Source organism: Ruegeria arenilitoris (assembly GCF_013031355.1).
Lineage (GTDB): Bacteria > Pseudomonadota > Alphaproteobacteria > Rhodobacterales > Rhodobacteraceae > Ruegeria > Ruegeria arenilitoris_C.
In genome coordinates, this window is record NZ_WPZO01000002.1 from 322,246 (window position 1) to 336,536 (window position 14,291).

Consider the following 14,291-nt stretch of genomic DNA (forward strand, 5'->3'; position numbering starts at 1 on the left):
GATGGTTGCGCCTTCAGGCGCGCGCCCGCGTGCGTTGCGGGTCTATGAATGGAATGTCCGATACTGTTGCCCCCAGGCGCTTCATTCGCCCGTCAAGTTGGCCAACCTCCAGTCGGGTCCCGTTCTCTGCGTGTTCGACCGACAACCGCGCCATGGCGATCGCGTGTTCCAACGTCGGTGAGCGGGTGGCCGAAGTGACCACGCCCACCTGCCGTTCGCCTGCAAAAACAGGGGCGCCATGGGCAGGCACATCATCACAGCCGATCAACAACCCTTTGAGCGCGCGGCGTGGCTCTCGCGCGTTTCTCTCAAGCGCGGCTTTGCCCGTAAAACTGGTTTTGTTGAGATCCACCGCAAAGCCTAGCCCAGCCTCTAACGCGTCAACACCCGGTGCAAACTCGGCATTTGCCGCGGCCAACCCGGCTTCGATCCGGATGATGTCCAGCGCCGCCGAGCCCATAGGAGTGAGCTTAAACTCTTCACCCGCCTCCATAACTGCGTCCCAGATCGCAATCGCATCGGATTTCGAGCAGAAGATTTCGTAACCCAGTTCTCCGGTATAACCCGAGCGCGCGAGCATGAACGGCGCGCCTTCCCGATCATTCAACCGCGCAATCGTAACTCCGAACCACTTCAGGTCCTCCAGCGACGGCACATGCGGTTGAGTGAAGACGATCTTGCGAAGAAGGTCTCGCGATTTTGGCCCCTGAATGGCAAGGTTCGGCATAGTGTTCTGTATTGCGTGCACCCGAACCTGCAGGTCCAGATCCGTAGCCAATGCCTGCAGCGTGCGACCGCTTTCCTCGGAGCCGCAGCACCAGCGGAAAATCTCGGGCGCAAGCCGAAAAAGCGTGCCGTCATCAATGACCGACCCGCTTTCGTCGCACATCAACGTGTAAGATCCGCGCCAGACCGGCAATTTGGCGACGTTTCGTGTTGTTGCCTGCTGCAGCAGTTTCTCGGCATCCGGGCCGACAATATCGAATTTGCGCAGCCCGCTCATGTCCTGCACCGTCACTGCTTCGCGACATGCCCAGTATTCACCCAACGTGCCGTGCGCTGGAAAGCTGACCGGCGTCCATAGATCACGTGCAGGCGCGAATTGTTGGGTCAAAGGGGCAAGCCGGTCATGAAATGCGGATTCCTGACTGATCGACATCGGGGCATCTTCCTTTTCACGATAGGCAACCGCTCGCCGGATAGGTGTTTCCGGGCGGTAGATGCGGACATGCACATCCGTCGGGTTCCAGCCATTGATTGGGTCAATATCGTCTGGGCAGGCGGTCGAAACGCAAACCAGATCCTCCATCGCGCGCATGGCGACATAGTCACCGGGGCGGGAATAGGATTCTTCGGTCAGGATGTGATGCGTCGCCGGATCGATCCACGTGTTCCAGAAGAAATTGATCGCTGGCCAAGCCGCCCGACGCGCGACACCGTAAGGCGCCAGCGCTTTCGACATGTTGTCGGAACAGTTCACGTGACCGGGAAAGCCGCGCTCTTCATAACCTCGGGCGGTGCAGGCCAGACCGAACGTGTCATGCCGACCACAAGTATCCTGCACCACATTTAGAAGTGGCCGCATTTCACGATCGTAAAACTTGTCCAGCAACCCAGGCCCAGGATAGGCGCGTCGCACCATCGACCGCGTCGCGGTCGAGTCGATCGACCACTCGGCACCGCGGTCCAACCCGTCGGAACGAAGCGCCATGAAGTCAGAGCACTGCTGACCTTCCACGTCGATGATTTGAACGAATTCACCGGCTTTCAGCTCGTATGCGATTCCGGTCCCGCGCGGCACAGTGAACTCGTCCCGCGTGTCGCCCAAAAGCGGCGGCAGCAAAGGTCCGCTTGAAGCTGCGATTGTATGAGAAACTGCGACACAGCCAGCTCCGGTTCCTTCAATCAATCCAAAAACAGGAGTTGGCCGGATCAGCCAAACTGTAATCCGCTCGTTAGTGCGCAAAACCAGCGGCTCAGTAGAGGTGATCACCCTGGAGCGCGGAATTTCTTGTGCCGGATTTCCGCCATTTGCACCAATCCAACCCGTGATTGGTTCGCTGTTGAACTCGTTGCGATCAACTGTTCCGTTTGCTTCTAAGCCCAGATGAGCGAGCGTCGGCTTTCCGTTGCGAAATGCAACAACGTCCAGCGGATGCGACTGCGATGTTGCTTCCAAAGATAGCAGGTCACCTGCGTCCATCTCCACGCGGATCGCTTCGCGCGATCCCAAGACATATTTTCGAACGCCCGATGTCTCCGGAAACCCCGGAAATCTGCGCCCCGGGCTAACGAACCCGGAATTTGAGAACTCGTGTAAGACGGTCGAACCTTGCATGACGTTGTTAGATTCTCAGTTATGAAACTAGTTACAGAGGTTGATGAAACTAGTTACATATGTCAACACTTTCGTTGAAAGCCGGCAAAATGGATGCAAAATCAGGTGACACAAAAAGACCCGGCGTTGAAAAAACGCGCAAATCTCAGAGATGTCGCAAAAGCTGCGGGCGTGTCAGTCGCTACGGTGTCCCGCGTCCTGAACGAACCTGGCATAGTGAAAAGGGACACTCTGGAGAAAGTTCAGAAAGCAATAGCGGATCTTCGATTCGTCCCCAGTGCGGCTGCCAGGGCTATTAACTCGGGCCGAACGCGTTTCGTAGGCGCGCTGGTTCCGACATTGGACAACGCCATTTTCGCTCGGTTTCTTGCTGCGTTGGAACGAAAGCTCTCCGAAGATGGGCTTTCATTGATCGTGTCCACAACTGAGTCCGAACCGGTGGTTGAAGCCATCAAAGCGAAGGGGCTTGTCGATATCGGGGCAGAGGGCTTGATCGTTACCGGCGCGACACATTCCGATGAGTTCCATGAACTTATAGAACGTACGATGATCCCCACCATCATCACATCCTACTTTGATGGTACCAATCCTCTGCCGACAATTGGGTACGACAACAAAGCCGCCGCGAAATTGGCTTTGCAGCACCTCATTGAACTTGGGCATCGGCAGATCACCGTCGTACACGGACCTGTTCACAATAATGACCGGACGCTGGCTAGGCTTTCCGGGCTGCGCTCGGTGCACTGGGAGGGCCAGCTTACGACAGTAGAGACTGACATCAGTCTTCGCGGTGGGGCGGAAGCGGCTGTGCGCATCGTAGGCAATTCGGCCAAGACTGACGCCATACTGTGTCTTTCCGACGTCGTGGCCTTAGGGGTCCTGTTCGGCCTGCAGTCGAAAGGGATAAGCGTCCCAGAAGAAATCTCATTAATGGGCTTGGACGATCTACCAAGCTCTGCCGTTGCTGTACCATCATTAACAACAGTTCACCTTCCGGTTTCCCGCATGGGCGAAAGGGCAGCCGTCGCGTTGGCGCGGTGGATTTCTACTCAGGAGAGACCGGAGGCTGAAAAGCTAGAGGCAAAATTGATCGAAAGAAACTCAACTATTCAAAACGAAACACTAAAGAAATAATTCTTTCTTTTGACAGTCTAAGAAGGAATCTCCAGTGGCCTTCCCTTGCAAAGTGTCGAATGCCTAAATTGGGCTAGCAGTGGTCATTTTCGTGACGTGCATTGATCGGCCAAACGAACCCTACTATCCATTTGATCGCTTTTCACCAGCCAACGTCCGCTTTCCGCAGTTGGCATCGTGCTGCACACACGAAAGGCGGAAGCGTGTCAATTGACGGGTAGGTGCTCTTTGAGGCCATTACCGCAGCATCGAAGAATGGCCGCTCTTCGTTCTGGGTCGGGAATGCTTGACGTTTGGGTCAGAATTGAATGACGAGAAACTCTGATTTGTTGAGGTTTTGGTCGACGATTGCGCCAATTGTCAGTGACGTTCCACATATCCTGTTGAACGTCACACGAACCTGATCCAACCGTCATAGGTGGACCAGAGAGTAAGCGTACGTTCGACATTAGAAAGCACCCCAAGTCAGATTTCCTTTTAGAAACGAATTGAGATCCAGAGCCGCAGATCATTTGCTGGAGCTCGAAGTTGGTTCCATCTGTTAGGTTTTTAGCAGGCCGCCACTTCGGCCCAAAGCGGTCACTGGGCGCTGTGCCGTCATTCTGCAGTTGCAACCCGCATGTCTACCATTCGCTGCGCCCTGTACGAAAGGGTAGCGCGCTACTTTGCTACCCGACACCCGTCCTTCGCAGCGGTTTCGATAGTCCTTTGAATGCTGTTGTATCTTTTGAGGCCGTTCATCTGAGACAATGTAACCAAACCCACCCATTCCGGGCCTTCAAAACACACGCACCGTCGCCCGAAGATTTAGTCACGTATGACCTGAAATACAGGTCTCAGACACGTCCAAATCCAAGTTTGAACATCCGATTGAAGGTCACTTGAACCACGTACCGAGACAGATATGTGTAGATGTGGTAATGCTTTAGCATCGTCCTGATACGTTTGAGATCGAACTGATTGGTCGGGAAGCAACTATGGTGCGTTTGTTCAAAGTTATTCTTGGAATTGTCATCTGTGCAGTGGCATTGATCGTTCTTTTCTTCTGGCTGTGGGCTGTGCCCAGTGTCGAGAACCACCCGATCGCGACCGATGCTGAAACCATTGCGCGGGGGGAGTATTTGACCGCTGCCGGCGATTGCACGTCTTGCCACACCACCGAGGGCGGAGCTGCGTTCGCAGGCGGGCTTAAACTTGATACCCCGTTCGGTGGAATTTATTCCGCCAATATTACCCCGTCGGATGAAGGCATCAAAGGCATGAGCTCGGCCGAGTTCTACCAAGTCCTCGCTTTTGGCTCTTACAAAACCTTTCAGCCTCTCTATCCAGCAATGCCCTATCCATCATACCACTTGGTGACACGCCAGGATTCCGATGCGATGCTTGCGTATCTAATGACCCAGACGCCGGTCGACACAAGCGTTCCAAAAAACGAACTTAGCTTTCCCTTCAATATTCGACAGCTTGTGCTTTTTTGGAATGTGCTCTTTGCGAAGCGGGGGACTTACGAACCGGATACGTCCCGAGATGCTGTTTGGAACCGCGGCGCCTATCTGGTCGAAGGTCTGGGCCACTGCGGCGCCTGCCACACGCCACATAACTCCTTTGGCGCCGCTGAGCGTAGCCGGGCATTGGCGGGGGCACCGCTTGGAGATTATGAAGCGCCCGATATCCGGCCGGAGGCTCTGAAACAACGCGGATGGACTGCTGAATATCTGACCGAATTCTTCAAAACAGGACAAGGGCCCAAAGGTACAGCCTTCAAAGAAATGTATCTGGTGGTGAAGAATTCACTGTCGCAGTTGACCGATGAAGATCGGATCGCCATGGCAACCTATCTTCTGGATCTGCCATCCACCCCACGTGTCGATAGCAACGTTGAACTTGCTGCCACAGATGGAGAGACTGCAGACCCGTATCCAGAGGGGCGGGCACTGTTTTTGAACAATTGCTCGATGTGCCACGGCCCGCGCGGCAAGGGGGTCAAAGGTGGGGCGCCTCCGCTGGCAAGCAATTCCACGATTGCACAGGTCGGGGGCCGCAATATGCTCTACGCAATTGCTAACGGATTTCCAGATTCCAGATCCGTCCCCAATTCCAGCCCGATGCCCGCCTTCAAGGACCGCATGACCCCGACGCAGATCGCGCAATTGGCCAATTATCTTCGGCACACCTTCGCGGCCGAAACACCAGACCTGCCCAAGTTTACCGAGGCCGACGTTGAGGCGATACTGAAGTAGGTAGCGCCTGCCGAGGATGGGAAAAGTGGAATATGACATGAGTGATGATCAAGAAAAGCAGGCTAATAGCGAAACCGGCGTGACACGGCGCAGCGTGCTGGCAGGCGGGGTCGGCGTGGCTACCGGTACGGCGGCCACATTGGTTGCCGGGCTTGGAGCCGAAGGCGCGGCGGCTGGTCCGTTGCAACGCCCATGGGCGACCGAACTGGGCGATCCGGTCGGTACAAATCCCTATGGCCACCCGTCTTCCTTCGAAAAGACAGTGATCCGTCGCCCGACTCCTTCCGAGTATGCACCAAAGGGTTATGTTCCACCAATGAACGAGTCCTCCTGGACCGGCACGCCGCTACAGGACCTGCGTGGGATCATTACACCCAACGGGCTGTTCTATGAACGATCCCATGGCGGCTATGCAGACATGGATCCGGCAAAGCACAAATTGGTCATTCACGGGCTTGTCGACCGCAACCTCGAACTCAGCATGGAGGACCTGCGCCGCTTTCCCACTGTCACCACGTTCAGATTTCTTGAATGTTCCGGCAACAGCGATCTGATCTGGGGCAAAGCAACCTATGGCGGGCAGGAAACTTCACCATATTTGACCGCGCAAGACATTCACGGCCTTCTTAGTTGCGCAGAGTGGACCGGCGTTCGGCTATCCGACCTTTTGCGTGAGGCAGGAGCCGATACAGCAAGGGCCAAGTGGCTGATCGTCGAAGGCGCGGATTCCGGAGCGTTGGCGCGCAGCTTGCCGATGGCTCGGGCACTGGACGATTGCATCCTGGCCTTTGCACAAAACGGCGAAATGCTACGGCCGGAACAGGGATATCCGGTTCGGTTACTCGTGCCAGGGTGTGAAGGAAATCTAAACATCAAATGGGTGCAGCGGATAGAGGTGACTGACCAACCCCTGTTTGCCACGTTTGAAACCGCTCAGTACACCGATCTGCAAAAATCCGGCAAGGCGTGGATATCCTCGCTGGTGATGGAGGCCAAATCGATCATCACCTTCCCGTCGGGTGGTCAGTCCCTGCCGGAAAAAGGGTTCTACCAGATCCGAGGCATCGCTTGGTCTGGGCGCGGGAAGATTTCGCATGTGGATGTGTCACTGGATGGCGGGCGCAACTGGACCCCGGCGCAACTGACGGAGCCGGTGATGTCGAAGTGCCTGACCGAGTTCACCTTGCCCTGGAGATGGGACGGCAGTGAGACGCTGTTAATGAGCCGTGCCACTGACGAAACCGGCTATACGCAGCCTTTCGTTCAGCAACTCGTCGAAGCACGCGGTAAGTTCTCATCCTACCACAACAACGGCATTCAGACGTGGCGGATCGAAAGCAATGGCGAGGTGTATAATGCGACGGGTTAACCTGGTTTTCTGCGCCATTCTACCACTGTTGGCTTCTGGACCGGCAGTTGCGCAGACCGGCGACTGCAGTGATCGCCCCCTATGTCTTGGCCAGACAATCTCCGAGGCAGATCTGGCGGTCTGGTCCCTTAACGTATTCCCCGATGGAACCGGGCTTCCCGATGGAATGGGCAATGCTGAAGAGGGTCGACAAATTTACAGGGACAAATGCTCGGCCTGCCACGGCGAAGAAGGCGTTGGGGTGAAGGTTCTGCTGGATCGCGGTGCATTTCCAACCCTTGTCGGTTCGACGCCGCCATTGACCGACACAGAGCAACAGCCTGCGCAAACCGTCGGCAGCTATTGGCCATATATTACAACTTTCTTTGATTACGTCCGCCGCGCCATGCCCTTTGCAACAGCCCATTCACTAAGCAATGACGAAGTCTATGCCGTCACCGCGCATATCCTGGTGTTGAACGATATCCTACCTGCAGCAGCAAACCTGGACCGAGACAGTCTGATGCAAGTGACAATGCCTAACGTGGATGGTTTCATTTGCGATGCCCGCCCAGACGTGTTCGCGCCCCGCTGCATGTCAAATTGTTCTGTACCCGGCGACGCTGGTATTTCGATCGGATCGGGAGAGACTTATGGCAAACCAGTTCCTCTAACGGACTGCATGGTTCGATAGTAACTGCCAGAACGTTTTTTGCAGACGATTGACGCTCAGGAAATTGGCTCGAGCATAACCACAGGTCCTAAACTTTAGTTTCGAAGACCATATCCAACCGCGACCCGGCAGTAACTGTCTGAACATTTCTTTCAGGCGAACGTTCCAGCAGCCCAAAGCCGCCATCTGTCGAGTACAATCCACGCTGCATTACGGCTCGTGACAGGAGACATTCGCTGCGCGTGCGAGACTGGGCTCTGCGCGAACTCCGCCATACAATCATTCAAGTTTAGTGCCAGATATCCGGCAACTGTTCCTTTCTGCGGGTCATGAAGGATAGGAGCTCTTCGTCAATTCCCTCGTCGAGAGGCGGTGCGTCATAATCCTTGAGGCTGGACTTCCATTTGGCGTTGGCCCGTTGCGCCATGTCGACCGCGCCTTGTTCGGACCAGTTTTCAAACGCCTGTGTGTCCGACAGTTCGGCGTCATAAAATGCGGTCTCGTAGTGCCTGAGGGTATGGGCGCAACCAAAGAAATGCCCGCCCGGGCCGACCTCGGCGAATGCGTCCATGGCAAATGCATCATCCTCGAGGGTCAGGCCGGCCATAAACCTATGCATTGCGCCCAGATAGTCCGCATCCATGACCAGCTTTTCGTAGGATAGCGTCAATGCGCCTTCTAGCCAGCCCGCAGATTGCAGCACGAAATTCGCGCCGCTAAGAACCGCTGCGTGCAAGGCGGTCACGCTTTCCATCATAGCTTGTGCGTCGGGCAGTTTGGAGCTGGTGAACGCGCCCGAACACCGCACCGGAAGGCCTACCCGCCGCGCCAATTGGCCGGCCACGTAAGATGCCAGTGCAGATTCCGGAGTGCCGAATGAAGGTGAGCCGGTCTTCAGATCAACCGAAGTAACAAAATTGCCAAAGACCACCGGCGCACCCGGGCGGACAAGCTGAGCCAGCGCGCATCCCACCAGGACTTCGGAATAGGCCTGAGTCACTGCAGCGATCATCGACACCGGTGCAGTGGCGCCTCCCAGAACGAAGGGAACGATGACCGGGCATTGCCCCGCAGCCGCATAGGTGCGGATCGCCCCAGACATCGCATGGTCGAAAACCAGCGGCGAATTCATGTTGATATTTGCCATGATTACGCAGTTCCGATCCACAAAATCTGCGCCGAAGGCAATGCGTGCCATCTCAATGCTGTCCGCAGCTCGTTCCGGAGCGGTTACCGATCCCATGAAGGGTTTGTCAGTCCATTTCAAATGGGCATAGACCATATCCAGATGGCGCTTGTTCACCGGCAAATCGGTCGGTTCACAGGTGGTTCCGCCGGAATGGTGCAACCAGGGCGACATATACACAAGTTTTGTCAGGTTCTCGAAGTCCCGGATTGTTCCATAGCGACGACCACCGTCAAGATCGCTAACAAATGGCATGCCGTAGGCCGGGGCAAATATCACGTTATTACCGCCCAGCTCGACGGTCCGTGCTGGGTTTCGGGCGTGCTGCCGAAAGACCCTCGGTGCCGTTTTGAGTAGGTTTTGCAACAGCCCGGGTGGGAAACGAACCCGATCACCCGATACATCCGCACCGGATGCGCGCCACAGCTTTAACGCCTCGGGATCATCGAGAAATTTTACCCCAACCTCCTGCAGGAGTTGCTCGGATCGAGCCTCAATCAACTCCAGACCTTCATCGTGCATCAGGTCATAGGTGGGAATCTCGCGGCGAGCACCCGTGATCAGCGGCGCCTTAATTTGCGCCGAACTTCGGCGGGTATGACGTCGACGCGTGGCTGGCATGAGCTTTCCTGCAATTCACGGTTTTAATACTGCATAGTTCTCCAAAAAAGATGGAACAGTCTGCTCCAGGAACGACCAAGGCAGTTGATCGCGACACAATTCTGCTCAGTGTACAAAGAAACTTGATAGCCGTTCCGGCTAAATTCACCATCGGCCGAATGCCTGACCGCCTTTCAATGAGCCGGCCGGTCCAGTGCCGTCATCGAATGTTGTTTTGAAATACTGCGGGTGCAGCCCGCATTGCTGCCGTTCGCACCATACGTGAGATTGAGCTTTCGCTGAACTCACCGCCACTCATGCTAACCTTCTCTGCGGTTGCGGCATCAAGCACCACGGATGGCAGCAATGCGCTGTTTGCAACTCGCCGCGCGCGCAACACTCAAGCCACCGATGAAGGTCTGTTCAAGGCTCTTACCTCCCATCGATGCCCACTGCAGAGAGTGGCGACGGGGAGCCCAAACGGTTCAATCGGATACCTGTGCCTCTGCACTAACTGGTGAGCATCCTTTCGCTGTTTCTTAAAACAGGTCTATCCAGTTGACAGTCCCGGAGTTGGCAGATTTCATTTCTATTGAAAAGCTTCGGCAGTTTCCCATGCGCGACCCTGGAAAATGAAAGGATCGGACATTTCTGAATACCTACACTGCTGTGCGTCCTGTGGGGCCGAACTCTACGAGACGAAAGAAGAGCTTGATTATTTCGGCTCCCAAGGAGGGTAGGGCGCTAAGCCGCCGCCGAAACTAAACAGAGCAATTTTGAATAGCCTTTGGAGACACTGACATGACCCGCCTTGCCACTGCCACGGCCATTGCTGCGTTCCTAGCTGTCCCAGCCTTGGCGCAGGACCTTCTAATTGAAAGAAGCACATACACCAGCCCGCGAAAAGAATACTCTCCCTATGTGGATGATTTCTTTCCTAATCAGGTCTTCTTTGGTGATACGCACTTGCACTCGTCCTGGTCAGCCGACTCCGGCTTGGGTGGGGCAACCCTTGGCCCGGATATTGCGTATCGGGCTTCGCGCGGGGAACGGGTGACGAGTCATTCTGGCTGGAAGGTGAAGCTCATCCGTCCACTCGACTTCGTCGTGGTCGCTGATCATGCCGAGAACCTTGACTTGTCCGACTTCATTCAGCGGTCTGATCCCCTCGTGCTCGCCAACGAGACCGGCAAAAGGTGGCACGATATGGTGAAATCTGGCGATGGGTACAATGCCTTTCTGGAGTGGCTGCGCGACGAGAGCACCGACTTAATCGACGAGCCAAGAATGGCGCAGTCGGCATGGGCTATGGCGACGGAACTTGCTGACGAGTATTATCAGCCGGGCACGTTCACTACCTTGCACGGGTTTGAGTGGACATCACATCCCGGCGGCAACAACATGCACCGTGTCGTCATTTTCCGGGATGGTGAAGACCGGACAAACCAAGTGCTGCCGTTCTCACAGTATGACTCGGTCGATGCCGAGGATCTCTGGGCTTATATGGCGGGTTACGAGGAAAAAACCGGCGGGCGTGTATTGGCCATTCCGCATAACGGCAACCTGTCCAACGGCTACATGTTCAAGCTGGAAACCTATTCGGGTGGTCCGCTGACCCCAGAATATGTGCAGATGCGGCAGCAGTATGAACCTCTGGTCGAAGTGACGCAGATGAAAGGCGATGGTGAAGCGCATCCCTTCCTTTCCCCTGATGATGTCTTCGCTGACTTCGAGACAATCGATGCGGGCAATTTGAGCGGCAAGGAGGCCAAGACCCCAGAGATGCTGCCATTCGAGTACGCGCGAGAAGCGCTCAAGAATGGCCTGGCAGTGGAAGCTGAGCTTGGCACGAACCCGTTCAAGTTCGGTATGATTGGCAGCACCGACGCGCATGGAGCCCTACCTACAAGCCGCGAGGAAAACAACTTCAGCAAAGCCCATATCGCTGAGCCGTCAGCCGATCGGTTTAAACATGCTCTGGTCGAGGCACCTGACCCCGCCCTGTCGATCATGATGACAGATCTAGGTGCAGCCGGGCTGGCCGCGGTCTGGGCCCGAGAAAACACGCGCGAGGCGATTTGGGACGCAATGGCGCGCAAGGAGACCTTTGCGACAACAGGAACGCGGATCCGGGTGCGGGTGTTCGGCGGTTGGGATTTTGAGGCCGACGAAGTAGTCAGACCCGATTTCGCACGCGAGGGATACGCTCGGGGGGTGCCAATGGGAGGCGACCTTACAAATGCCCCAGATGGAGCCGCGCCAAGCTTTTTGGTGCGTGCGCTGCGAGACCCTGACGGTGCGAACCTCGACCGCATACAGATCGTCAAGGGATGGATCGACGCGGAAGGTCAGACCCAAGAGAAAATTTGGGATATCGCGTGTTCCGACCGAGATGTTACGGACGGTGCGTGCGTTTCCGATGTGGGAAATACAGTAGACATAGCGGATGCATCATTCACTAACTCGATCGGGCGGGCTGTCCTGTCAGCACACTGGATCGACCCCGAGTTCGATCCGACGCAAATGGCATTCTACTACGCGCGTGTGATTGAAATACCGACGCCCCGATGGACAGCATACGATGCAAAGTTCTTTGATGTCGAAATGCCTGAAGGTACAGTTATGCAACTTCAGGAACGCGCCTACACTTCGCCGATTTGGTACACCCCTGCCAAGTAAGGTTCCCGAACTTCATCGATCATGGCTTTGCTCCTACGACTGGATGATCACACCTGCAATTGCCACTTTCTGCGCTTGCCTGAACAGCTCCGCGCCACCGCATCCAGGTATTCGCCGCGCCGCGGTGCCTATCGTTCTCCGTCATCAGATCCAGGTCGTTACAGAATATGGATGGCGGCTCGCTCAACGGCTGCATCCCGCCCTTTCCGGACGTTCAGAACTAGGCGGCAAATGGTAGGTGAGCGGACAAAGCTGACGTTCACCAAGTCTGCCCCGATGACAGCATCGAGCCCCACTTTGACCTACGCCGCGTAATGCGCAAGTGGAGGCAATGCGCAGAAAGTGGACTTCGCGCTGCCAGGTGTATGCCCCAGTGCGGATAACCATTCGGGCGGTGGTGAAAGTCGGAAATGCACAAACAGTAGGCTCGAAATGCATCGAGAACCCTGCTCGCTCCGGCACAATCACTTTTGACGGCCAATCGGTGTCTTTCCTTGTGGGTTATCGCAGGGGAACTGGTGTCCTGACGTTGGAAAACGTTCAGGAGTTTCCCTTTTCGGCGCGAGGGATCAAAGTGGGAGAGACAGGCGTATTATCTGGCCATATTCAAGGGGAAGTAATTGGACTGGAAGAACTGGTCAATTTCAATGGACATTATAAAGGCGGAAGTGGAGACGCGCTTCCACTCGTTGGGATCGGCAACTTAACCCTGGTTAACTCTCAATGCGTGACTATTGTCGCGAAATGTGTGGCCGCCGGCCTGAAAATGTCACTTCCTGAAGATCAAGTAGTAACAATCCAGTTCCTAAATGACTGACAAAATCTCATTGAAAACAATTTTGATATGGGCGCAGTTTATGAGTCTGAATACCGTAAGCATTCAATGAAACTACCAGTGCCTATTGTACTGTTTTCGGGTAAATTGATAGCATATCAAGACATCACCATTGTTAAGTCCGTTTTCCACAGCCTTTTTGGGGGCCAGTGCAGGGACCTCGCAGCAAAATCTGCATCTTCTAGTAGTCACCAATTTTTGGAGATGCGGACCAGCGCAGGGTAGAGAAGGTAATTTTCGAGGGAGGTGAAAGTGCATTTAGAAAAGTATGGATACGTTGCCGCGACAGCAGTGTTTCTGGCTTTGACAGGATGCGATGCTATCAGGCAAACCGGCGACCTTGACCCTAGTGGCTTCCTAACACCGGATATCTACGCCAAGCTTGAGGAACCCGGCGATCCGTTGAGAGCGGGCTTAAGCTATATCAACCCAGACTTCGACGCCTCTGGCTACGACAAGCTCTTGTTTGACCCCATCGTCTCGTTCACCGACCAGGCGGGTCGCGGTAACTTGAACGCACAGGATTCCCAAGCGCTTAGCAACTATTTCTATTCATTGATCGCTAATGAACTCAGCCAGGACCTTAAACTGGTTACCTCGCCGGGGCCAAACACGTTGCGGTTCAAGCTTGCAATTATCAAGGCTACCAAAAAGAACGTGACAATGGACACAATCTCCACGGTTGTACCTGTAGCACATGTCGCCACTAGAGCAGCCGGCTATGTTACAGACAAGCCGGTGTTCAACGGCCAGCTTAAGATCGAATTCGAGATGCGCGATTCCTTAAGCCGCGAACTTTTGGGAGCAGGTATAGATTCCCGCGTTGGCGGCAAAGTGCTAACGCAAGATCAATTCGACGCTTGGTCGGACGTTAATAAGGCGATGGAAATATACGCGCAAGGTATGCGTTACCGCCTGTGCTTGCTACGCAAGATGCCAGACTGCAAACCGCCGACTGTGAGGTAACCCGAGTTCAATTTTGCTAGTCATTATGAGACGCTTTTATTCCACTTCAAGTCATGTCTTATAGACCGATTGCACATATTGTGTCGCCTTGGCCAACGTGAGTTTGCAAAGTCTGTTAGCTGTCCATTGCTGTAATTGGGGCATCGCGCAGCATCGGTCAAAATGGGCTCAAACGGGACATTCTCTGCGACATGATTCAACAAGCCTTTTGAGCCCTGAGCCGCCGTTGCTGTCGAACTAGGATGCTGCAATGCATCCGGCGGGTAGCAGCCCTTCATATTTTCGCTTTGCA

Annotated in this window: 9 protein-coding genes; 7 read left to right on the plus strand and 2 right to left on the minus strand. The window is 55.0% G+C overall.

Annotated elements, in window-relative coordinates:
• Nucleotides 1-13 precede the first annotated feature (13 nt).
• Nucleotides 14-2,233: a DUF1989 domain-containing protein gene (locus GOX63_RS07225; RefSeq protein WP_254435881.1), complete on the minus strand. Its 2,220-nt coding sequence runs from the start codon at nucleotides 2,231-2,233 to the stop codon at nucleotides 14-16.
• Nucleotides 2,234-2,431: 198 nt separating this feature from the next.
• Here GOX63_RS07225 and GOX63_RS07230 point away from each other — a divergent pair, with 198 nt between their 5' ends.
• The 4 genes from GOX63_RS07230 to GOX63_RS07245 all read left to right on the plus strand — a co-directional run bounded on the left by GOX63_RS07230 (nucleotide 2,432) and on the right by GOX63_RS07245 (nucleotide 7,754).
• Nucleotides 2,432-3,472, plus strand: a complete 1,041-nt coding sequence (locus GOX63_RS07230; protein ID WP_170326751.1) for a LacI family DNA-binding transcriptional regulator — start codon at nucleotides 2,432-2,434, stop codon at nucleotides 3,470-3,472.
• Between the two features lie 977 nt (nucleotides 3,473-4,449).
• Nucleotides 4,450-5,712, plus strand: coding sequence for a cytochrome c (locus tag GOX63_RS07235; RefSeq protein WP_170326750.1), 1,263 nt, complete (start codon nucleotides 4,450-4,452; stop codon nucleotides 5,710-5,712).
• A 37-nt stretch (nucleotides 5,713-5,749) separates the two neighbouring features.
• Entirely contained in the window at nucleotides 5,750-7,081 is a 1,332-nt protein-coding gene (gene soxC / locus GOX63_RS07240; RefSeq protein WP_170326749.1) for a sulfite dehydrogenase, read from the plus strand.
• A complete protein-coding gene (locus tag GOX63_RS07245; RefSeq protein ID WP_170326748.1) occupies nucleotides 7,068-7,754 on the plus strand; it encodes a c-type cytochrome in 687 nt (228 codons plus the stop codon). Before soxC ends, GOX63_RS07245 begins: the two co-directional genes overlap by 14 nt.
• A gap of 268 nt (nucleotides 7,755-8,022) precedes the next feature.
• On the opposite strand, the gene GOX63_RS07250 is transcribed toward GOX63_RS07245, so the two are convergent.
• A complete protein-coding gene (locus tag GOX63_RS07250; protein ID WP_170326747.1) occupies nucleotides 8,023-9,540 on the minus strand; it encodes a trimethylamine methyltransferase family protein in 1,518 nt (505 codons plus the stop codon).
• 780 nt (nucleotides 9,541-10,320) lie between these two features.
• Between GOX63_RS07250 and GOX63_RS07255 the strand changes: the two genes are divergently transcribed.
• The 3 genes from GOX63_RS07255 (at nucleotide 10,321) to GOX63_RS07265 (ending at nucleotide 13,999) form a co-directional block, all read left to right on the plus strand.
• On the plus strand, nucleotides 10,321-12,198 hold the full coding sequence (locus GOX63_RS07255; protein ID WP_170545350.1) for a DUF3604 domain-containing protein: 1,878 nt from the start codon (nucleotides 10,321-10,323) through the stop codon (nucleotides 12,196-12,198).
• 373 nt (nucleotides 12,199-12,571) lie between these two features.
• Entirely contained in the window at nucleotides 12,572-13,015 is a 444-nt protein-coding gene (locus GOX63_RS07260; RefSeq protein ID WP_170326745.1) for a hypothetical protein, read from the plus strand.
• A 270-nt stretch (nucleotides 13,016-13,285) separates the two neighbouring features.
• Entirely contained in the window at nucleotides 13,286-13,999 is a 714-nt protein-coding gene (locus GOX63_RS07265; protein ID WP_170326744.1) for a DUF3313 domain-containing protein, read from the plus strand.
• The last annotated feature ends 292 nt before the right edge of the window (nucleotides 14,000-14,291 follow it).